The sequence below is a fragment of the Corallococcus sp. bb12-1 genome (assembly GCF_026626765.1).
Lineage (GTDB): Bacteria > Myxococcota > Myxococcia > Myxococcales > Myxococcaceae > Corallococcus > Corallococcus terminator.
In genome coordinates this window covers 1-24,646 of record NZ_JAPNJZ010000023.1, presented here as the reverse complement: position 1 = coordinate 24,646, position 24,646 = coordinate 1, and the positions used below count along the sequence as shown (strand labels likewise).

General features: G+C 72.1%; 1 protein-coding gene. It reads left to right on the top strand.

What is annotated here, in order from left to right; all coding sequences use genetic code 11:
- Nucleotides 1–24,646, top strand: a 24,646-nt coding sequence (locus OV208_RS27585) for a non-ribosomal peptide synthase/polyketide synthase (RefSeq protein ID WP_267576908.1), incomplete at both ends; no start/stop codon positions are given.

Below are 24,646 nucleotides of genomic sequence, written 5' to 3'. Positions count from 1 at the left end.
TGCCCACCGACAGGCCCCGTCCCTCCGTCCAGTCCTTCCGCGGCGCCTCGCTTCCCGTGCACCTGCCGCGGGCCCTGGCCGACCGGGTGCGGGCGCTGGCCCAACAGGAAGGCGCCACGCCCTTCATGGCGCTGCTGGCCTCCTTCCAGCTCCTGCTTTCCCGCTACGCGAACCAGGACGATGTCTGCGTCGGCGCACCCATCGCCAACCGCAACCGCGCGGAGACCGAAGGCCTCATCGGCTTCTTCGTCAACTCCCTCGTCCTGCGCTCGCGCATCGACTCCTCCGCTTCCTTCCGCGCGCTGCTGCGCCAGGTGAAGCGCTCCACCCTGGCCGCCTACGAGCACCAGGACCTCCCCTTCGAGAAGCTCGTCGAAGAACTCCAGCCCCAGCGTGACCTGAGCCGCTCGCCCCTCTTCCAGGTCATCTTCGCGCTGCAGAACACCCCCATGGGCGAACTGGAGCTGCCCGGCCTGCGCCTGCGTCCGCAGGAGGCCGACGCCTCCAACGCCAAGTTCGAGCTGGACCTCAGCCTCCAGGAGACGACCGAAGGTTTCTCCGGCTCTCTGGCCTACAGCACGGATCTGTTCGACGCCTCCACCGTCGCGCGGATGATGGAACACCTCGGCGTGCTGCTCGACGCCGTGTGCGCCCGGCCTGACGCGCCGCTGTCCAGCGTGTCGCTGCTGACCGGCCCCGAGCGCCAGCGCGTGCTGCGCGACTGGAACGCCACCGAGCGCGACTACCCCCGCGAACCGTCCCTGTCCGCCCTCTTCTCGCGTCAGGCCACGCTCACTCCGGACGCCATCGCCCTCGTGCAGGGCGATGAGCACCTGACGTACGCCCAGCTCGACACGCTTTCGAACCAGCTCGCGTGGCACCTGCGAGAGCTGGGGGTCCGCCACGGCTCCCGCGTCGCGCTCGCCGTGGAGCGTTCCTTCGAGCGCATCGTCTCCGTCCTCGCCATCCTCAAGGCCGGGGCCGCCTACGTCCCCGTGGACGCGTCCCATCCCCGTGAGCGTCTGGCCCTGATGCTCCAGGATGTCGGCGCCAGCCTCCTCATCACCCATGCGCGGTCCGCCGACGCGCTCGCGTCCCTCTTCCCCGCCACCGTTCGCCTGGAGTCCGACTGGCGCGCCGGGCTTGCGTCGCAGCCGGAGTCCTCGCCCGAGGTCCCCGGACTGGACGGCGCCAGCCTGGCGTACGTGATGTTCACGTCGGGCTCGACGGGCCGCCCCAAGGGCGTGTGCATCCCCCACCGCGCCGTCGTTCGTCTGGTGTGCGGCAACGACTTCATGCGCTTCGGGCCCCAGGAGGTCTTCCTCCAACTGGCCCCCGCCGCCTTCGACGCCTCCACCCTGGAAGTCTGGGGCGCGCTCCTGCACGGCGCACGCCTCGTGCTGCCTCCCCCGCACGCCCTCTCCCTGGAAGAAGTCGCCGGCCTGCTGCGCCAGCACTCCGTCTCCTCCGTCTTCCTCACCACTGCCCTCTTCGCCCAACTGGTGCAGCACCAGCCCGACGCCCTCGCCTCCATTCCGCAGTTGATGGCGGGCGGCGAGGCCATGCCTCTGGCCCGTGCCCGTGAGCACCTGCTGCGCATGCGCCCCGGCACGCGCTTCTTCCACGTCTACGGCCCCACGGAGAACACCACCTTCTCCACCAGCCAGCCCCTGGCTCCCGCCACGCCCGTCGGGGACTCGCTGCCCATCGGCCGCCCCATCTCCAACTCCACCGCCTACGTGCTGGATGCCTCCTGGCAGCCGGTGCCCGTCGGCATCCCCGGCGAGCTTTACGTCGGTGGCGAAGGCCTCGCCTGGGGCTACCTGGAGCAGCCCGCCCTCACCGCCGAGCGCTTCATCCCCCACCCCTTCAGCTCCTCCCCAGGCGCTCGCCTCTACCGCACCGGTGACAAGGTGCGCTGGCTGCCCGATGGCTCGCTCGACTTCCTGGGCCGCACCGACTTCCAGGTGAAGCTGCGCGGCTTCCGCATCGAGCCCGGCGAAGTCGAAGCCGTCCTGCGCTCCGTCCCCGGCGTGCGCGATGCCATCGTCGTCGTCCGCGAGGACTCCGCCGACGACAAGCGCCTCGTCGCCTACGTCGTCGCCTCCAACGTCTCCCCCTCCGAGCTGCGCGCACACCTCCAGCAGAAGCTGCCCGAGTACATGGTCCCTGCGGCCTTCGTCCTCCTGGACGCCCTGCCCCTCAACGCCAACGCAAAGGTCGACCGCAAGGCCCTCCCCGCTCCGGACGCGGCCTCCGTGGTGCGCGCCGCCTCGCGTCCGCCGACCACCGATACCGAGCGGCAGCTCGCGACCCTCTGGGCCGAGGTGCTGAAGCTCGACACGGTGGGCGCCGAGGACGACTTCTTCGCCCTCGGTGGCCACTCGCTGCTGGCCACGCAGATCGTCTCCCGCGTGCGCGCCGCCTTCGACGTGGAGCTGCCCCTGCGCACGCTCTTCGAAGCCTCCACGCTCGAAGCCCTGGCCGGGCGCATCGACGCCGCGCGCACCCAGGCCCCCGCGCCGAAGGCCCCACCGTTGGTTGCGATGCCGCGCGACGGCGCCCCGCCGCTGTCCTTCGCGCAGCAGCGCCTGTGGTTCCTTGATCAGCTCGAACCCGGGAGTACGGCCTACAACGTTCCCGGCATCCTCCAACTGGAAGGCGCGCTCGACACGGCGGCCCTCCAGCAATCGTTGGATGCCCTGGTGCGGCGCCATGAGGTGCTGCGCACCACCTTCGCCGAGGGCCCGCACGGCCCCGTGCAGCGCATCGCCCCGCCCGTCGCCTGCCCCCTCGAGCGCATCGACCTGGGCCACCTGCCGACGTCCGAGCGCGAAGTCACGCTGCGAAACCGCATCGCCGAACACGCCACCCGTCCGTTCGACCTGTCACGCGGGCCCCTCTTCCGCGCCGTGCTGGTGCGCCTGGGTGGACAGGAGCACGTGCTGCTGGTCCTCACGCACCACATCGCCTCGGACGGCTGGTCCATGGGCGTGATGGTGCGGGAGCTGGCCATCCTCTACCGCGCCTTCGCTTCCGGTGAAGCTCCGGCCCTCGCGCCGCTGCCGGTGCAGTACGCCGACTTCGCCTCCTGGCAGCGTCAGTGGCTCCAGGGGGACGTCCTCCAGGCTCAGCTCGACTTCTGGCGCCACCAGCTCGCGGGCGCTCCCGCCGCACTGGAGCTGCCCACCGACAGGCCCCGTCCCTCCGCCCAGTCCTTCCGCGGCGCCTCGCTGCCGGTCGCGCTGCCGGTCGAACTCTCCAGCCGTCTCAAGACCCTGGCCTCGCAGGAAGGCGCCACGCCCTTCATGGCGCTGCTGGCCTCCTTCCAGCTCCTGCTTTCCCGCTACGCGAACCAGGACGATGTCTGCGTCGGCGCACCCATCGCCAACCGCAACCGCGCGGAGACCGAAGGCCTCATCGGCTTCTTCGTCAACTCCCTCGTCCTGCGCTCGCGCATCGACTCCTCCGCTTCCTTCCGCGCGCTGCTGCGCCAGGTGAAGCGCTCCACCCTGGCCGCCTACGAGCACCAGGATCTCCCCTTCGAAAAACTCGTCGAGGAGCTCCAGCCCCAGCGCGACCCGAGTCGCCCGCCCCTCTTCCAGGTCACCTTCGCGCTGCAGAACGCCCCCATGGGCGCGCTGGAGCTGCCCGGCCTGCGCCTCGGCTTGCGTGAGGCGGACACCTCCAGCGTCAAGTTCGAGCTGGACCTCAGCCTCCAGGAGACGGCCGGAGGCTTCTCCGGCTCCATCGGCTACAGCACGGACCTGTTCGACGCCTCCACCGTCGCGCGGATGATGGAGCACCTCGGCGTGCTGCTCGACGCCGTGTGCGCCCGGCCTGACGCGCCGCTGTCCAGCGTCTCGCTGCTGACCGGTCCCGAGCGCCAGCGCGTGCTGCGCGACTGGAACGCGACGCGTCCCACCGCGCCGGTGGAAGACACCCTCCCGAGCCTCTTCGAGGCGCATGCCCGGCGTGCCCCCCAGGCCGTCGCCGTCGAGCACGAGGGACAGACCCTCACCTACGCGGAGCTGGACGCGCGCTCCAACCAACTGGCGCGTCACCTGCTGTCGCTCGGTCTGCGGCCCGAGGCGCGGGTCGGCCTGTGCGTGGAGCGCGGGTTGGATCTAGCGGTCGGTCTGCTGGGCATCCTCAAGGCCGGCGGCTGCTACCTGCCGCTGGAGCCCGCGTATCCCCGTCAGCGTCTGGCGTTCATGTTCCAGGACGCCAGTGTGGCTGCGGTGGTGACGCAGCAGTCCACCCGGTCCTCCCTGCCCGAACACGACCTGCCCACGGTGTCCCTGGACACCGACGGGCCACTGCTCGCGAAGCAGTCCACGCAGGCCCCCGAGCACGTCCACATCGCGGCGGATCAGCTCGCGTACGTGCTCTACACCTCCGGCTCCACCGGCCTGCCCAAGGGCGTGGGCATCCCCCACCGCGCCGTCGTCCACCTGGTGCGGGACACGGACTTCGTCAACCTAGGGCCCGAGGACCGCATGGCCCAGGTGGGCACGCCGTCGTTCGACGCGGCCACCTTTGAAATCTGGGGCGCGCTGCTCAACGGCGCGCGGCTGGTCATCATCCCGCGCGACGTGACGCTCGCGCCCCGGGAGCTGGCGAAGCGTCTGCGCGACGTGGGCGCTACGTCCGCCCTGCTCACCACCGCCCTCTTCCATCAGGTGGCGCGCGAGGTGCCCTCGGCCTTCGCGCACATGCGCTACGTGTTCTTCGGCGGAGAGAAGGCGGACGCACGCGCCGCGCTGGGGGTGCTTGGAGCCCAGGGTCCCCAGCACCTGGTGAACCTCTACGGCCCGACCGAGGCCACCGTCTGCGCCACGTCCCATGAACTGGCGGGACTCCCGGCCGACGCGACCTCCGTCCCCATTGGCAGGCCGCTGACGCGCATGCACGTGTACGTGCTGGATGCGCACGGCCAGCCCGTGCCCCCGGGCGTCCCGGGCGAGCTGTTCCTGGGCGGTGTCGGACTGGCGCGAGGCTACCTGGATCAGCCCGCCCTCACGGCCGGGCGCTTCGTGCCGGACGCCTTCAGCGGCGAGCCCGGCGCGCGGCTGTACCGCACGGGCGACCGGGCACGATGGAGCGCGGACGGAACGCTCGACTTCGTGGGCCGCGTGGACGCGCAGGTGAAGCTGCGTGGCTTCCGCATCGAGCCCACGGAGGTGGAGGCCTTCCTCCTCCAGCACCCCACGGTGCGCGAAGCGGTGGTGCGCGTGCGCGAGCAGTCCTCGGGCGATCCGCGCCTCGTGGCCTGGGTCGTTCCCGCTTCCAGGGCCGCCCCACTGGACATCGCGGCCCTGAGGGCCTTCCTCACGGAGCGGCTGCCAGCCCATCAGGTGCCCTCCGCCTTCGTCTCACTGCCCGCGCTGCCGCTGACTCCGAACGGCAAGGTGGACACGCACGCGCTGCCAGCACCGGACGCGCTGTCGGTCGCGTCCGCGCCCGCCTCCGCCCAGCCGGAGCCCATGACCCTCTTCCAGCAGAAGCTCGCCGCGCTCTTCGCGGAGCTGCTGAACCTGGAGCGCGTGGGGCTGCACGACGACTTCTTCGCCCTGGGCGGCCACTCCCTGATGGCCACGCAGTTCATCTCCCGACTGCGCTCCGCGTTCGGCGTGGAGCTGCCCCTGCGCACGCTCTTCGACGCCCCCACCGTCGCCCGCCTCACGCGGCACGTGGAGGAGCGCTTCTTGTCGCGCGCGACCGGGCCCCAGCGCCTACCGCCCCGGCCCGTGGCCCGGGACAAGGACCTGCCGCTGTCCTTCGCCCAGCAGCGGCTGTGGGTGGTGGATCAGCTCCAGCCCGGTGGCAGCCAGTACAACGTGATGGCGGCCCTCCGGCTGGAGGGCGCCCTGGATGTCGAAGCGCTGCGCCGCGCCCTGGAGCACCTGGTCGCCCGCCACGAATCCCTGCGCACGACCTTCGCGATGAAGGACGCGGAGCCCGTCCAGGTCTTCCACGCGCCCGGCACGTGGGCGCTCCCGTCCACGGACCTGGAACCCCTCGCGCCGGAGGCCCGCGAGGCCGAGGTGCGCCGGCTGTCGGCGGAAGAGGCCCGTACGCCCTTCGACCTGGGCCGGGGCCCGCTCCTTCGCACGCACCTGCTTCGGCTGGACGCGGAGCACCACGTCCTGCTGCTCGACATGCACCACATCGTCTCGGACGGCTGGTCCATGGGCGTGCTGGTGCGCGAAGTCGCCGCGGCCTACGAGGCCTTCGCCACCGGGAAGTCCCCCACGCTGCCCGCGCTGCCGGTGCAGTACGCCGACTTCGCCGCGTGGCAGCGGGACTGGCTGCGGGGCGACGTGCTCGCCCAGCAGGTGACGTGGTGGAAGGAGCACCTGTCCGGCGTCCCTCGCGTCCTGGAGCTCTTCACGGACAAGCCCCGGCCGGCCCTGCCGTCCTCGCGCGGCGCGCTCGTGCCCGTGCACCTGCCCCGGGAGCTCACCCAGGGCCTCTTCGCCATCGCGCGGCAGGAAGGCGCCACGCCGTTCATGGCGCTGCTGGCCGCGTGGCAGGTCCTCCTGTCCCGCTACACGCGCCAGGAGGAGCTGCTCGTCGGCTCCCCCGTCGCGGGCCGTGGACACGGGGAGGTGGAGGGGCTCATCGGCTTCTTCGTCAACACGCTGGCGCTCAAGGGGCGCGTGCGCGGACGGGACTCGTTCCGCGCGCTGCTTGCCCAGGTGCGCGACACCACGCTCGCGGCCTACGAGCACCAGGACGTCCCCTTCGAGAAGCTCGTCGAGGAGCTCCAGCCCCAGCGCGACCTGAGCCGCAACCCGCTGGTGCAGGTCCTGCTCGCGCTCCAGAACACGCCCCAGGGGGAGCTGAAGGCCCCGGGCCTCACGCTGCGCCCCGTGGAGGTGGAGAACGCCACGGCCCGCTTCGACCTGGGCCTCATGCTCACCGAGGCCCCGGATGGAGTGCGCGGCGGCCTGGAGTACAGCACCGACCTGTTCGAGCCCGCCACGGCGCGCCGGATGGCCGGCCACCTGCGCGTGCTCCTGGAGTCGCTGGTCGCGGCTCCTGACGCCCCGATGTCCACGCGTGAATGGCTCACGCCCCCCGAGCGCCAGCAGCTCCTGGTGGACTGGAACGACACCCGGGTCGACTACCCTCGCGACAGCTCCATCCCGGAACTCTTCGAGGCACAGGTCGCCCTGCGCCCGGACGCCATCGCGCTGGAGTTCGAGGACGCGAAGCTGACGTACGCGCAGCTCGACGCGCGGGCCAACCAGCTCGCGCACCTGTTGCGCGAGAACGGCATCGGGCTGGACGCGCTGGTGGGCGTGTGCCTGGAGCGCTCCCTGGAGCTCGTGGTGTCCCTGCTCGCCATCCTCAAGGCGGGTGGCGCCTACGTGCCGCTGGATGCCGCGTACCCGGCGCAACGCCTGGAGTACATGGTGGAGGACGCCCCGCCCCGGCTGCTCATCACCACCCGCGCGCTGCGGCCGTCGCTGCCCGTGTCGGACGCCGTGCCGTGCCTGTTCATGGAGGAGGTGCGCCTGGACGCGCAGCCCACGTCGCCCACGGGCGTGCGGCCGCTGCCGCGCAACCTGGCCTACGTGGACTTCACGTCGGGCAGCACCGGCCGGCCCAAGGGCGTGGCGGTGGAGCACCGCGGCGTCGTGCGGCTGATGTACGGCGCGGACTACGTGGCCATGGGCCCCGAGGAGACGTGCGTCCACCTGGCGCCCATCGCGTTCGACGTCGCCACCATGGAGATCTGGACCTCGCTGCTCACCGGCGGCCGGCTCGTCGTCTTCCCGCCCCAGCCGCCCACGGACCTGGAGCTGCTGGGCCGGGTGCTGCGGCGCCACGCCGTCACCACGCTCTATCTGTCCACGGGCCTGTTCTCCCAGGTGGTGGACGTGGGGCTGGAGATGCTGCGCGGCGTGCGACAGGTCATCCCCGCCGGGGACGTGCTGTCGCCCACGCACACCCGCAAGGTGCTGGACACGCTGCGCATCCCCGTCATCAACGGCTACGGCCCCACGGAGGGCACGGTCTTCGCCAACTGCATGCGGCTGACGCGGTCCGAGGACGTGGGCACGAGCGTGCCCGTGGGTCCCCCCATCGCCAACACGCAGGTCTACATCCTGGATGCGCACCTGCGGCCCGTGCCGGTAGGCGTGCCCGGCGAGCTGTGCATCGGCGGTGACGGCCTTGCCCGGGGCTACCTGTCGCGCCCGGACCTGACGGCGGAGCGCTTCGTGCCGGATCCGTCCAGCACACGGCCCGGTGAGCGCATCTACCGCACGGGAGACCTGGCGCGCTGGCGCGCGGATGGCGCCGTGGACTTCCTGGGCCGCATCGACACCCAGGTGAAGGTGCGCGGCTTCCGCATCGAGCTGTCGGAGGTCGAAGCCGCCGTGATGTCCGCGCCCCACGTGCGCGAAGCCATCGTCGTGGTGCGCGAGGACGTGCCCGGCGACAAGCGGCTGGTCGCCTACGCCGTGCCCGCCCTGCCCTCCGCCCCCGGTGAGGCCGCGCCGTCCCTGGTGTCCGCGGACCTGCGCGAGCACCTGCGCCAACGGCTGCCGGAGTTCATGGTGCCGTCGGCGTTCGTGGTGCTGCCCGCCCTGCCGCTCAACCCCAACGGCAAGGTGGACCGCAAGGCGCTGCCCGCGCCCACCGGCAGCGCGAATGGCGGCGCGGGCCGCTTCGTGGAGCCCGGCAACCCGCTGGAGGAGCAGATCGCGGCCATCTGGGCGCGCGAGCTGGGCATCGAACGCGTCGGCGTGCACGACCACTTCTTCGAGGACCTGGCCGGCACCTCCCTCACGGTGGTGCGCGTGTCCACGCGCCTGAAGGAAGCGCTGGGCCGCGAGCTGCCCGTGGTGTGGCTCTTCGAACACCCCACCGTCCACGCGCTCGCCCAGCGTCTGGAGCGCGAGTCGGGCGGAACGCCCGGGGGCGCGACCGCGGCCTCGGCGCCGTCCACGCCCACGCCCACGCCCGAGAAGGCGCCGCGAGCCCGGACGTCCCAGGCAGCGGGGTCCGAGGACATCGCCATCGTCGGCATGGCGGGACGCTTCCCGGGCGCTTCGTCCGTGGAGGAGTTCTGGCACAACCTGCGCGAGGGCGTGGAGTCCATCTCCCGCTTCACGCCGGAGGAGCTGGAGCACCTGCCCGGCCTGCCCGAGGGCATGGAGCTGTGGCAGCACCCGAACTTCGTCCCCGCCGGTGGCGTGCTGGACGACATCGACCAGTTCGATCACGCCTTCTTCGACATGTCCCTGCGCGAGGCGCAGTGGACGGATCCGCAGCAGCGGCTGTTCCTCCAGTGCACCTGGGCCGCGCTGGAGGATGCGGGCATCGAACCGGATCAGTTCCCCGGGGACATCTCGCTGTACGCGGGCGCCATCGACTCCGGCTACGCGCAGACGGTGCAGCAGGGCATGCCCCTGGACGGCGCCGCCTTCTTCGAGCTGTACGGCACCGCGACCCACCAGAGCCTGGCGCAGAAGACGTCCTGGAAGCTGGGGCTGCGCGGGGAGAGCACGCTCGTCTACACCGCGTGCTCCACGGGGCTCGTCGCGGTCCACCTGGCGTGCCAGAACCTGCTGTCCGGACGCTCCGACGTGGCCATCGCGGGCGCCACGCGCGTGAGCGCCGTTCAGCGCACGGGCTACGTGTACCAGGAGGGGTTGATCTTCTCTCCGGACGGCCACTGCCGCGCGTTCGACGCGCAGGCCAGGGGCACCATCTCCGGTAACGGCGTGGCGGCGGTGGTGCTCAAGCGGCTGGACGACGCGGTGCGGGACGGCGACTCCATCTACGCCGTCATCCGCGCCTCGGCCACGAACAACGACGGGCGTGACAAGTCCGGCTTCACCGCGCCCAGCGTGCAGGGACAGTCCTCCGTCATCACCCAGGCGCTCACGCGCGCGGGCATCGAGCCGAAGGACATCGGCTACGTGGAGGCGCACGGCACGGCCACGCCGCTGGGCGATCCGATTGAAGTCGCGGCGCTCCAGCGGGCCTATGGGATGGGTCCGGAGGCCCGGGGCACCATCGCGCTCGCGTCGCTGAAGTCCAACATGGGCCACCTGGACACGGTGGCGGGTCTGGCGGGCCTGATGAAGGCCGCGCTGTCGCTGCACCACGGGGAGATTCCCCCCAGCCTCCACTTCCAGAAGCCCAACCCGCGCATCGACTTCGACGCGGGTCCTTTCTTCGTCAACACCACCCTGCGGCCCTGGCCCCGGGGAGAGACGCCGCGCCGCGCCGCCGTCAGCTCCTTCGGCGTGGGCGGCACCAATGCGCACGCAGTGCTCGAGGAAGCCCCCATGTCGCACAGTGGTTCCACCACGCGCTCCCACCAGGTCGTGCTCCTGTCCGCGCGCACGCCCGAAGCGTTGGAGGCGGCATCGCAGCGGCTCGCGACGCACGCGGAAGGCCGGGCGGAGCTGTCCCTGGCCGACGTGGCCTTCACCCACGCCGTGGGCCGTCGGAGCTTCGACCACCGGCGCGCCGTGGTGGCGAAGGACGCGGCCGACCTCGCACGGCAGTTGCGCAAGCCGTACACGCCGGCCACGGTGAAGGACGTGGAGGCCGCGCGGCGGCGGCGCGTGGCCTTCGTGTTCTCCGGCCAGGGCGCCCAGCAACTGGGCATGGGCCGCGAGCTGTATGAGGCCGAGCCCGCCTTCCGCGCGCACCTGGACGCCTGCCTGGAGCAACTGGAGCCGTCGCTGCGCGAGCGCGTCACGTCGCTGCTCCAGGCGGCCGCGGGCGCGGGAGCCCCCGAGGCGGAGCTGCTGACCGACACCCGCGTCGCGCTGCCCGCGCTGTTCGCGGTGCAGGTCTCCCTGGCGCGGATGTGGCTGGGCTGGGGGGTGAAGCCCCACGCCGTCGTGGGACACAGCTTCGGCGAGTACGCCGCCGCCTGCGTGGCGGGCGTGCTGTCGCTGGAGGACGCGCTGAAGCTGGCCGTGGCGCGTGGCGAGCTGATGCACCGCATGCCCCCGGGCGCGATGCTCGCGGTAGCGTTGCCGGAGGCACGGGTGCGTCCGCTGCTGACGGGCCGCATGTCCCTGGCCGCGAACAACGCGCCGGACCGGTGCGTCGTCTCCGGGCCGGTGGAGGAGATTGAACGGCTGCGCGACGTGCTGAAGCAGCAGGACGCGGGGGCGGTGCGCATGCCCGCGACGCACGCGTTCCACTCGGCGGACGTGGAGCCGCTGATGTCGGAGCTGGCGGACGTGGTAGCGGCGCTGACCCGCGCCGAGCCGACGGTGCGCTACGTCTCCAGCCTCACCGGCACCTGGAGCCGTCCGGGCGAGCTGGCCTCGCCGCGCTACTGGGCGGACCAGATGCGCAATCCGGTGCGCTTCCTGGAGGCCGTGGGGGTGTTGCTGGAGGAGGGCTGCAGCGTGCTGCTGGAGGTGGGGCCCGGACAGGACCTCACCCCGATGGTGCGCGCGTGCCTGGGTCAGGACAAGGACCGCGTGAAGGCCCTGGCCACGCTGCGGCGGGGCGGCTCCACGACCGAGCACGCCAGCCTGCTGACGGCCCTGGGCGAGCTGTGGGCCACGGGCCTGCCGCTGGATTGGAAGGCGTTCTACGCCCACGAGCAGCGCGTGCACCTGCACCTGCCCACGTACCCCTTCCTGCGCAAGCGGGTCTGGGTGGAGGCCACACGCAACGCCGCGACGAAGGCGTCCGCACCCACGGCCTCCGCGCTCGCGCCGACGGAGCACGCACTCGCGCCGGTAGCGGCGGGCCCCGCCTCCACCGCGTCCGCGCCGACGCCGGAGATGTCCGCGCTCGCCTCGACGGCAGCCGCCCTCGCGCAGTCAGCGGCCCTGCTCGCCTCGACGGCGGCCGCCCTCGCACAGTCGGCCTTCTCCCTGGGGCCCACGGGAGCCACCATCGCTCCGGCGGGGGTCGCACTCGCGCCCACGGTGCCCGCGCTCGCGCCCAACACGCACCCCTTCGTGCAGTCGGGACCCGCGATCGTTTCCCCGGCGCCCGCCTTCGCTCCGACCGCCACCCCACCGCAGGCCGCCCCCACGCCGGTCCACGCGCCGCAGCCTCCACAGGGAACCCTGTCCGCCCCGACGACGGCCGCCCCCCGGACCGCGATGCAGCCTGCCGTCGCACCGGGCGCCCCCGTGCGCGAGGACTCGCCGCGCGGTGACACCGAGGAGCGCGTGGCCGCGCTCTGGCGCGAACGCCTGGGCCTGGAGTTCGTCGGACGCGACGACAACTTCCTCGAAATCGGCGGCAACTCGCTGATGGCCGCGCAGCTGCTCAACCAACTGCGTGACACGTTCGGCGTCCAGGTCCCGCTCGCGGCCCTGTTCGAAGCCCCCACCGTGGCCGGCATCGCCGCGCGCATCGAACCCATGCTGGCGCAGGCGCCAACGGTGGCGCCGACCCAGGAGCTCCCCCTGGAGCCCCTGCCCCGCACGGGCGAGCTGCCCCTGTCCTTCGTGCAGGAGCGCGTGTGGCGCCTGGAGCAGCACCAGCCCGGACTCTCCGCCTACAACATCCCCGTCGTCCTCAAGCTGGAGGGCCGGGCCTCCGTGGAGCCGCTGGAGCAGGCCATCCAGGAGATCGTCCGCCGACACGAGGCCCTGCGCACCACCTATGAGCAGGTGGACGGACGCCCCGTGCAGCGCTTCCACCCGCACGTGCGCATTCCGCTGACGCGCGTGGAGCTGACCGGCACGCCCGAGGAGCGCGAACAGGAAGGACTGCGGCTCGCGCGCGAGGACGCGGCGCGTCCGTTCGACCTGGTGAACGGCCCCGTCCTGCGCACCACGCTCGTGAAGCAGGCGGAGGACGTGCACCTGCTGCTCCTCACCATCCACCACGTCGTCTGCGACACGCTGTCCATCGCCCTCTTCATCCACGAGCTGAGCCAGCTCTACGGCGCCTTCCGTCAGGGCCGCCCCTCGCCGCTCGCGCCGCTGCCCGTGCAGTACGCGGACTTCGGCGCCTGGCAGCGTCGCACCCTCGCCGAGCACCGCGTGCCGGAGCAGGAGCAGGGATGGCGCACCCGGCTCGCGGGCATGCCGCGCCAGCTCGGGGTGCCCACGGACCGGCCGCGTCCGGAGCACTGCCCGCTGACCTCGGAGCGTATGGGCGTGGACTTCCCGCCCCAGCTCGCACGGGAGCTGCTGGCCTTCGGCAAGCGGGAGAACTTCACCGGCTACATGACGGTGCTCGCCGCGTGGAACGCGCTGCTGCACCGCTACACCGGGCAGACGGACATCGTCGTCGGAACGCCCATCGCCAACCGCACCCGTCCGGAGCTGCTGCCGCTCATCGGCTACGTGGCGCACTCGGCCGCCTTCCGCACCAGCCTCGCGGGCGATCCCTCCTTCCGCGAGCTGCTGGAGCGCGTGCGGCAGGAAGTGGCGGACGCGCAGTCCCGGCCAGACGTGCCGTTCGAGTACCTGGTGGAGCAGCTCGTCCCGGGCAAGGACATCGGCCGGGACCGGATGACCGACACCGTCTTCGTCTACCACAGCAACGCCGTCTCCAGCGTCGACACGCAGGACACGATGGGCGTGCGCACCTCCATCGTAGAGGTGCCCGGCACGCCGGTGCAGTGGGGCACCACGCTGTCGGACCTGACGCTCATCCTTTCCGAAGGGCCCGGAGGCGTGCACGGCGCGCTGGAGTACGCCACGGAGCTCTTCGACGCGACCACCGCCCGGCGCATGCTGGAGCACCTGCAGGCACTGCTGGCGTCCGCCCTCGCGAAGCCCGAGGAGCGCCTCTCCCGCCTGTCGCTCGCCACCGAGCTTGAACGCAGCGCCTGGCCCCGTCCCCTGCCCGTCGCCACCGCGCCCGCCCTTCCCGCCCTGCTGGCCGACCGCGCCCGCCGTCACCCGGACACCGTGGCCCTCGCTCGCGACGGGCGGACGTGGACCTGGGCGGAGCTGTCCACCCGCGCGACCGCCCTGGCGTCCCGTCTGCGGACGCTCGGGGTGAAGCCTGGGGAGCCGGTCGTCATCTGCCTGCGGCCCTCGCCGGAGAAGATCGCGGCCCTGTGGGGCGTGCTGGAGGCCGGCGCCGCCGTGGTGGCGCTCGGTCCCACCGACCTGGGCAGCCTCGCCCTCTACGCGCCCGAAGGCGCCGCCTCGCCCCGCATCGTGACGTGGAAGGGCGTCGTCACCGCCGCGCGGCTGGAGGCCTCGCGCGTGCTGCACGTGGAAGACGTGCTGGAGCCGTCGGACGTGCCCTCTTCCGGCACGCAGCCGGTGTCGGGCGCGGAGCAGACCGTCGCGTGGTTGTTGCCCGCGGGTGCCGGCCAGCCCGCCTGGGCCCTGGGACATCCCGCGCTGACGGAGCTGTTCGCGGCGCTGGATGCGCGCCTGCGCCCCACGGAGGGCAGCGCCTGGCTCGCGGCAACCGAGGCGTCCGCGGAGCGTCCGGAGCTGGAGTCGCTGTGGGCCCTGTCGCGTGGCCTGCGCGTGGTCTTCCCCTCCGAGCAGGTGACGGCGCAGCTCGTGCGGCTGCACGGCGGAGGGCCGCGCACGCGCGCGTTGGACGTGAGCCTCAGCTACTTCGCCAACGATGAAGACTCCATGAGCGGCCCGAAGTACGAGCTGCTGATGGAGGGCGCGAAGTTCGCGGACGCGAACGGCTTCTCCGCGGTGTGGACGCCGGAGCGGCACTTCCACTCCTTCGGTGGCATCTACCCGCAGCCGGCCGTCATCGCCGCGGCGCTCGCCGCCGTGACGCGCAACGTGCGCCTGCGCTCCGGCAGCGTGGTGCTGCCGCTGCATGATCCGCTGCTCGTCGCGGAGCAGTGGGCCGTGGTGGACAACCTGTCCCAGGGCCGCGTGGACGTGTCCGTGGCCACCGGCTGGCACGTGCGGGACTTCAGCTTCGCGCCGCAGAACTACGCGGACCGGCGCAACATCCTGCTCAAGCACCTGGAGACGCTGCGCGCGGTCTGGCGCGGCGAGAGCCTGAAGCGACTGGGCGGCAACGGCGTGATGGTGGAGGTGGGCCTGCGTCCGAAGCCCATCCAGAAGGAGCTGCCCGTGTGGCTCACCGCCACCGCGAACCCGGAGACCTTCCGGCTCGCGGGCGAGCTGGGCGCGGGCATCCTCACCGGCCTCTTCGCGCACTCGTTGGAAGAGCTGAAGCCGAAGGTGGCGCTGTACCGCGAGGCGTGGCGCCGCAACGGCCACCCGGGCCGCGGCCACATCACGTGCATGCTGCACACGTACCTGGGCGACGACGACCAGGAAGTGCTGCGCACGGTGCGCAAGCCGCTGCTCGGCTACTTCCGCAGCTCCGCGGACATCACCGCGTCGCTGCTGGCGGCGCAGGGCCACCAGGGGGAGATCGACAAGTTCTCCTCGCAGGACCTGGACACGCTCCTGGAGCACACCTTCGAGCACCACGCGAAGGTGACGGGCCTCATCGGCACGGTGGACAGCGGGCTGCAGCGACTTCGCGAAGTGCGCGCCGCGGACGTGGACGAGGTGACGTGCCTCATCGACTTCGGCCTGGAGACGCCGGTGGTGCTGGAGGGCCTGCGCCGGCTGGCGAAGGTGCGCGTGCTGGCCGAGGCGGAAGCGCTCGCGCAGCACGAGCAGGTGCGGGTGGAGGGCGGACAGGGCGTGGGCGAGCTGCTGGAGCTGGCGCGCCAGTCCGGAGCCGTGCTGCTGCACACCACCGCGCGACTGGCCCGGGCGCTGACGGAGCTGCCCGGAGCCCGCGACGCGCTCGCGCCGTTCGGAGCGCTGGTGCTGGAGGGTGCATCCTCGGAGCTGGCATCGGCGCTGCAGCGGACCTCCGGCGTGGAGGTGCTGCTCGCGGGCGGCGCCGTCGACGGGGCGCTGCTGCCCCGGGCCCCGGGTGAACGCGTGCCGCCGGGCGTCCAGGTCTGGGTGCTGGATGATGCGGGCCAGCCGGTGCCCGCGAACGTGGTGGGCGAGCTGGCCCTGGGAGGGGCCGGCGTACCGTGGGCGCTGTGGCGCTCCGCCGAGGAGGAGCACCGTCGCCTCGTGCCCCATCCGAGGGATAGGGCATCGAAGCTGTACCGCACCGGCCGCACGGCGCGCCTGCGCGCGGATGGCCGCGTCGAACCCGTGAGCCTTCCGGCCCGTATCCCCGCCGCACCGGCCGCCCCCGCCGCGCCGCCGCGCCCGGCGCCTGTCGCGTCCCCCCCGGCCCGGCCCCCGGTGCCTCCGCCCGTCGCGGCGAGGGGTCCTGGAGCACCGCCGTCCATTCCTCGCGCGTCGAGGGCGCAGCCCCTGCCGCTCTCCTTCCCGCAGGAGCGGCTGTGGTACCTGCAGCAGTTGGATCCGTCGAGCGTCGCCTACAACAACGCCATCAACTTCCGTCTCACCGGGGCGCTGGACGCGAAGGCGCTCCAGGCCGCGCTGGACGAGTTGGTGAAGCGTCACGAGGTGCTGCGCACCACGTACACGCTGTCGGGCAATGGCCCGGTGCAGGTGGTGCATCCGGGGGGCAGCCTGCCCATGCCGGTGGAGGTCATTCCGGGTGACACGCGGGAGGCGCGCGAAGCGGAGCTGCTGCGCCACTGCCGCGCCTTCTCGGACATGCCCTTCGACCTGGAGCGGGGCCCGGTGGTGCGCGCGCGCCTGCTCAAGCTGGGCGCCGAGGAGCACGTGCTCAACCTGGTGCTCCACCATGTCGTCTCCGACGCGTGGTGCGCCCTCGTGCTCGCGCGGGAGATGACGATCCTCTACGCCTGCTTCGGCGCGGGCATCCCGTCGCCGCTGCCCGAACTGCCCATCCAGTACGCGGATTTCGCGGTCTGGCAGCGTCAGTGGCTGGAAGGCGCGAACCTGGAAGAACAACTGCGCGCGTGGAAGGAGCAGCTCAGCGGCGTTCCGGCGCTGGAGCTGCCGACGGACCGCCCGCGCCCGGCGGTGCAGTCCTACGCGGGCGACATCCACACCTTCCGCATCCCCCGCGAGGTGTCGGAGCCCCTGCTGGCCCTGGGCCGCAAGGAAGGCGCCACGTCGTTCATGGTGCTGATGGCGCTCTACCAGACGCTGCTGGGTCGCTACGCGAACCAGGACGACTTCGCGGTGGGCACGCCCATCGCCGCGCGCACGAAGCCGGAGGTGGAAGGCCTCATCGGCTGCTTCGTCAACACGCTGGCCTTCCGCGCGAAGCTGGAGGGTGCCCCCACCTTCCGCGAGCTGGTGAACCGCGTGAAGCAGCAGGCCATGGGCGCCTACGCGCGCCAGGAGGCCCCGTTCGAGCGGCTGGTGGACGTGCTCCAGGTGCCGCGCGACCAGAGCCGCACGCCCGTGGTGCAGGTCCTGCTCAACGTCCTCAACACGCCGGAATCGGACGCCGCCGCGCCGCAGTCGCTCCAGTTGAGCCAGGTGGAGGTGCCCACGGGCACGTCGAAGTTCGACCTGGGCCTGGACGTGTACGAGCAGCGCGCGGGCCTGTACTGCCGGCTCGAATACGCCACCCGCCTCTTCGACGAGGCCACCGTCGCCCGCCTCGCCGGGCACCTGTCCCTGCTGGCCCAGGCCGTCGTCGCGTCGCCGGATCAGCCGCTGTCACGCCTGCCCCTGCTCACGGAGGACGAGCGCCAGCAGGTGCTCGTGCGGTGGAACGACACGCGCGTGGAGTACCCGCGCGGTGAGCACATCCACGACCTCTTCGAGCAGCAGGTCGCCAGGAGCCCGGACGCCATCGCCGTCGCGTTCGAAGGACAGCAGCTCACGTACGCGCAGCTCGACGCGAAGGCCAACCAGCTCGCGCACCACCTGGGCACGCTGGCCGTGGGCCCCGAGTCGTTGGTGGGCGTGTGCCTGGAACGCTCGGTGGAGATGGTCGTGGCGCTGCTGGGCGTGCTCAAGGCGGGCGCGGCCTACGTGCCGTTGGATCCGGCCTACCCGCGCGATCGCCTCCAGTGGATGCTGGAGGACACCGCGGCCCCCGTGCTGCTGGTGCAGGAGCACCTCGTCCCGAACCTGCCCCTGAAGGGTTTGAACACCCAGGTCGTGTGCCTGGACACCGGCTGGGAGGACATCGCCCGGCACCCCACGACGGCTCCGGCACCGCGCGCCACCGCCGACGCGCTGGCCTACGTCATCTTCACGTCGGGCAGCACCGGACGTCCGAAGGGCGCGATGAACGCGCACGCGGGCGTCGTCAACCGCCTGCGCTGGATGCAGCAGGAGTACGGCCTCACGTCGCAAGACACGGTGTTGCAGAAGACGCCGTTCAGCTTCGACGTGTCCGTCTGGGAGTTCTTCTGGCCGCTGATGACGGGAGCACGGCTGGTGGTGGCGCGTCCTGGTGGCCACCAGGAGCCGGCCTATCTGGTGCGGCTCATGGCCGACCAGCGCATCACCACCGCGCACTTCGTGCCGTCCATGCTGCGCGCCTTCGTGGAGGAGCCGGGCCTGGAGGGCCTGACGCACCTGCGCCGCGTGGTGTGCAGCGGCGAAGCCCTGCCCGCGGACCTGGTGCGCCGGGCGCATGCGCGGCTGCCCATCGCGGAGGTGCACAACCTCTACGGCCCCACCGAGGCCGCGGTGGACGTGACGTACTGGCACTGCCCGCGCACGGAGGACCTGCGCCGCGTGCCCATTGGTCGCCCCGTCGCGAACACGCGGCTGCACGTGCTCGACCGCCATGGCCAGCCCGTTCCGGTGGGAGTCCCCGGTGAGCTGTTCCTCGCGGGTGTGCAGGTGGGCCGGGGCTACTGGCGCCGCCCGAACCTGACCGCCGAGCGCTTCATTCCGGATCCGTTCAGCACCACGCCCGGCGCGCGCATGTACCGCACGGGAGACCTGGCGCGCTGGCTGTCCGACGGTACGGTGGAGTACCTGGGCCGCGCCGACTTCCAGGTGAAGCTGCGCGGCTTCCGCATCGAGCTGGGCGAAATTGAAGCCGCGCTCCAGGCGCACCCTGGCGTGCGTGACGCCGTGGCCGTGGTGCGTCCGGATGCCTCCGGCGACGCGCGGCTGGTGGCTTACGTCACCGGGGATGCGGGCCCGCTGGAAGCCGCGACGCTGCGGCCGTTCCTCCTGGAGCGCCTGCCCGAGTACATGGTGCCCTCGGTCTTCATGCACCTGGGCGTGCTGCCGCTCACGTCGAGCGGCAAGGTGGACCGCAAGGCCCTGCCCGCGCCGGAGGTGTCGGTGGTGGCGAGAGGCCGGTACGTGGCCCCGCGCGGCGCCGCCGAGCAGTCCCTCGCCGACATCTTCACCGAGGTGTTGGGCGTCGAGCGCGTGGGCGTGAACGACAGCTTCTTCGAGCTGGGCGGTCACTCGCTGCGCGCCACGCAGGTCGTCGCGCGCGTGCGCACGGCCTTCGGCGTGGAGCTGGGCCTGCGCGTGCTCTTCGAGGCGCCCACCGTGGCCGCGCTGGCGCAGCGGCTCCAGGCCCTCAAGGATCCCAGCCGTCCGGCCTTCACGGCCCCGCCGCTGGCGGTCGCGGACCGGAGCGCGGGGCTGCCACTGTCCTTCGCGCAGCAGCGGCTGTGGTTCATCCACCAGCTCGACCCGTCGGACACGACGTACAACATCCCCGCGGCCCTGAAGCTGGAGGGCACGCTGGACGTGGGCGCGCTCCGGCGCGGCTTCGAGGAGCTGGTGCGCCGCCACGAGTCCCTGCGCACCACCTTCCGCACCGAGGCGGGAGAACCGTTCCAGGACATCCACGCGCCCGCGCCGTGGTCGCTCCCGGTGACGGACCTGACGCACCTGCCCGGAGCGTCCTCCCGTGAGGCGGAGGCCCTGCGCCTCGCCACCGAAGAGGCCCGCCGTCCGTTCGACCTGGAGCAGGGGCCGCTCCTGCGCACGCTGCTCCTGAAGCTGGGCGACACCGAGCACGTGCTGGTGCTGAACATCCACCACGTCGTCTCCGACGGCTGGTCCGTGGGCGTGCTGGTGCGGGAGATCGCGGCGCTGTACGCGGCCTTCCTCCAGGGCCAGTCCTCGCCGCTGCCGGAGCTGCCGGTGCAGTACACGGACTACTCGGCGTGGCAGCGGGACTGGCTGCGAGGCCCGGTGCTCGACGCGCAGCTCGACTACTGGCGCGGTCAGCTCACGGGGGCCTCGGCGCACCTGGAGCTGCCGACGGACAAGCAGCGTCCGGCGCGACAGTCCTTCGAGGGCGCGGTGGTGCCGGTGCGCCTGCCGCGAGCGATGAGTGACGCGGTAGAGGCCCTGGCGAAGCGCGAGGGCGTCACCCCCTTCATGGTGCTCCTGGCCGTCTGGCAGCTCGTGTTGCAGCGCTACTCGGGGCAGGAGGACATCTCGGTGGGTTCGCCCATCGCGGGCCGCCGGCACGTGGAGTCCGAAGCGCTGATCGGCTTCTTCGTCAACACGCTGGTGCTGCGCGCGCACGTGAAGGGTGACGCCACCTTCCGCAAGCTCCTGGCGCAGGTGCGCGACACCACGCTGGGCGCGTACGAACACCAGGATCTGCCCTTCGAGAAGCTGGTCGAGGTGCTGCATCCGGCGCGAGACCTGAGCCGCAGCCCCCTCTTCCAGGTGCTCTTCACCCTGCAGAACGCGCCCGTCTCCGAGCTGTCCCTGCCCGGACTCACCCTGCGGCCCGTGGACGTCAACAGCGGGATGGCGAAGTTCGACCTGGACCTGACGCTCCAGCGCGAGGAGCAGGGCTTCACGGGCAGCCTCACCTACGCCACCGCCCTGTTCCATCCGGACACCGCGGCCCGCATGGTCACGCACCTGATGGTGCTGCTGGATGCGGCCATCGCCGCGCCGGAGCTGCCGCTGTCCCAGTTGCGGATGCTGACGCCGGCCGAGCGTCACACGCTGCTCGTGGAGTGGAACGACACGCGCACCCAACTGCGTCGCGGTCTCATCCACGACCTCGTCGTCCGGCAGGCGGCGCGCACGCCCGACGCCACCGCCCTCATCGTCGGTACCGAGCGGCTCAGCTATGCGACGCTGGAGGCCCGCGCCAATCAGCTCGCGCACCATCTGCGCTCGCGAGGCGTCGGGCCGGAGGTGCGCGTCGCCCTCTGCCTGGAGCGCTCCACCGACCTCGTCGTCGCCCTGCTCGCCATCCTCAAGGCCGGCGGCACCTACGTGCCCCTCGACCCGGCCTACCCACGCGAGCGGCTCGACTTCACCCTCGCTGACTCCGGCGCCCGGCTGCTGCTCTCCCAGGAGTCGCTGCTCGACTCGCTCCAGCTCGACACCCAGGGCCTCGACACCCTCTGCCTCGACGCCCTCCCGGAGAGCATCGCCGCACTGCCTGAGTCCGCGCCGAGCACAGGCGTGACGGAGGTGAACCTCGCCTACGTCATCTACACGTCAGGCTCCACCGGCAGGCCCAAGGGCGTCGCCATCTCCCACGCCAGCGCCACGGCCTTCCTGGACTGGGCGCTCGCCACCTACTCCCCGGCCCAGTTGGCCGGCACGCTGGCCGCCACCTCCGTCTGCTTCGACCTCTCCGTCTTCGAGCTCTTCGCGCCCCTCGCCTGCGGCGGCGCCGTCCTGCTCGCCGACAACGCGCTGGCCCTGCCGCGCCTGCCTGCGGCGTCCGAGGTGACGCTCATCAACACCGTCCCCTCCGCCATCGCGGAGCTGCTGCGCGTGGGCGCCATTCCGCCCTCCGCGCGCACCATCAACCTCGCCGGTGAGCCGCTTCCGGGCACCCTCGTGCGCGCCCTCTACGCCGCGGGCACCATCGAGCACGTCTTCAACCTCTACGGCCCCACCGAGGACACCACCTACTCCACCTTCACCCGCGTCCCCGAAGGCCCGGCGGAGCCCACCATCGGCCTGCCCCTTCCGGAGACGAGCGCCTACGTCCTCAGTCCCCACCTGCACCCGCAGCCCATCGGTGTCCCGGGCGAGCTGTACCTGGCGGGTGCCGGCCTCGCACGCGGCTACCTTGGCCGTGCCGACCTCACCGCCGAGCGCTTCGTCCCGGATCCGTTCAGCCCCACGCCCGGCGCCCGCATGTACCGCACCGGCGACCTCGCGCGCCGTCGCGCGGATGCGCAGTTGGAGTACCTGGGCCGCACCGACTTCATGGTGAAGCTGCGCGGCTTCCGCATCGAGCTGGGCGAAGTCGAAGCCACCCTGCGCCAGCACCCGTCCGTCCAGCAGGCCCTCGTCCTGGCACGCCGCGACTCCCCCACCGGAGACCCGCGCCTCGTCGCCTACGTCGTCGGATCCAACCCCAACGCCAGCGAGCTGCGCGCCCACCTCCAGCAAAAGCTGCCCGAGTACATGGTGCCCGCGGTCTTCGTGCCGCTCGCCGCCTTCCCCCTCACGCCCAACGGCAAGGTGGACCGCAAGGCCCTGCCCGCGCCGGAAGCCAGCGCCACGCAGCGCGACCGCTACATCGCCCCGCGCACGCCCACGGAGCAGCAGCTCGCCGCGCTCTGGTCCGAGGTGCTCCGCGTCGAGCGCGTGGGCAGCGAGGATCACTTCTTCGAGCTGGGAGGCCACTCGCTGCTGGCCACGCAGGTGGTGGCCCGGGTTCGCGCCACCTTCGGGGTGGAGCTGCCGCTGCGCGCCCTCTTCGAGGCCCCGACCCTCGATCAGCTCGCCCAGCGCATCGACACCTCGGGACACATGGATGCACTGCCCGCCCTGCGGCCCACGCCGAGGACGGACGCGAGCCTGCCCCTGTCCTTCGCGCAGCAGCGCCTCTGGTTCCTGGATCAGCTCCAGCCCGGTGACGCGTCCTACAACATGCCGTTCGCGCTCCGGCTGGACGGCACCCTGGACGAAGCCGCGTTGGAGCGGGCCTTCACGGAGCTGGTGCGCCGTCACGAAGCCCTGCGCACCACCCTGGTGGACGAGAGCGGCACGCCCCTGCAGCGCATCCACGCGCCCGCACCCTTCCATCTCCGCGCGCTCGACCTGAGCAGGCACGAGGCTCCCGAGGCCGAGGCACGCCTTCTGGCCCACGCGGATGCAGCGCGTCCGTTCGATCTCGCCCGCGGGCCGCTCCTGCGAGCAAGCCTGCTGCGGTTGTCCGAGCAGCAGCACGTGCTGCTCCTCAACCTGCACCACGTCATCTCCGACGGCTGGTCCAGCGGAGTGCTGGTGCGCGAAGTGGCCGCGCTCTACGAGGCCTTCAGCCAGGGCCGTCCCTCGCCCCTGCGGGACCTGCCCGTGCAGTACGCCGACTACGCCGTGTGGCAGCGCCGGTGGCTGTCGGGCAACGTGCTCGCGCGCCAGGTGTCGTGGTGGAAGCAGCAGCTCGCGGGAGCCCCCACGCAGTTGGAGCTGCCCACGGACTTCCCCCGTCCGCCGGTTGCGTCCAACCGGGGCGCCCGGGTGCCGGTGCGCCTGTCGTCCGAGCTGAGCCGGGCCGTCGAAGCGCTGGCCCAGCGCGAGGGCGCCACGTCCTTCATGTTGCTGCTGTCCGCGTGGCAGCTCCTGCTGTCGCGCTACAGCGGCCAGGATGACCTCCTCGTCGGAACGCCCATCGCGGGACGCCGTCACGCGGAGACCGAAGGCCTCATCGGCTTCTTCGTCAACACGCTGGTGCTGCGCGCCCGGGTGGACGGAGCGAGCACCTTCCGCCAGTGGCTCGCCCAGGTGCGCGAGTCCACCCTGGGAGCCTTCGAGCACCAGGACGTCCCGTTCGAGAAGCTCGTCGAGGAGCTCCAGCCGCAGCGCGACCTGAGCCGCTCAGCGCTCTTCCAGGCGTTCTTCGCGATGCAGAACGTGCCGGTGCAGTCGCTCGCCCTGCCCTCGCTGTCCCTGCACCCGCTCGGGGACGACGCGGAGGGCCTCGCCAAGTTCGAGCTCTCCCTCGACCTGAACGAGACCCCGGAGGGCCTCATCGGCGCGCTCCAGTACAGCGTCGACCTGCTCACCCCGGCCACTGCCGGTCGCATGGCCCGGCACTTCCAGGTGCTGCTGGAGGCCATCACCTCCCAGCCCGACCTGCGTCTCTCCGAGCTGCCGATGCTGACGCCGGACGAGCGCCAGCAACTGCTACACGCCTGGAACGAAACCCGCGAGGCGCCGTCCTCCGGCATCACCTTCCCCGTCGCCTTCGAGCAGCAGGTCGCCCGCACCCCGGACGCGCCCGCCGTGCAAATCGAGGACGCGGTGCTCTCGTTCGCGCAGCTCAACGCCCGGGCCAACCAGCTCGCCCGGCACCTGCGCACGTTGGGCGTGGGCCCCGAGTCCCGCGTCGCCCTCTGCTTCGAGCGCTCCGTGGACATGCTCGTCGCCCTGCTGTCCGTCCTGAAGGCCGGCGGCGCCTACGTCCCGCTGGACCCTGCATGGCCCGAGCAGCGCCGCGCCTTCGCGATCCAGGACTGCGCAGCGACGGTGGTCCTCACGCAGCAACACCTCGCCACGGACTGGCTGCCAGAAGGCGTGTCGGTGGTGCGCGTGGATGTGAAGGACGCCCCCTGGGCCACGCTGCCCGAACACAATCTGGAGCCGAGCGCGACGCCGGAAGACCTCGCGTACGTCATCTACACGTCCGGCTCCACGGGCACGCCCAAGGGCGTGATGGTGCGGCACGGCGCCGTCCTCAACCTGCACGCGGCCCTGCGACGCACCGTCTACCAGGGGCTGTCCACCGGTACGCGGGTCAGCCTCAACGCGCCGCTGGCCTTCGACGCCTCCGTACAGCAGCTCGTCCAACTGCTCGACGGCCATTGCCTGTGCATCGTCCCGGAGGCCACGCGGCAGGACGCGGAAGC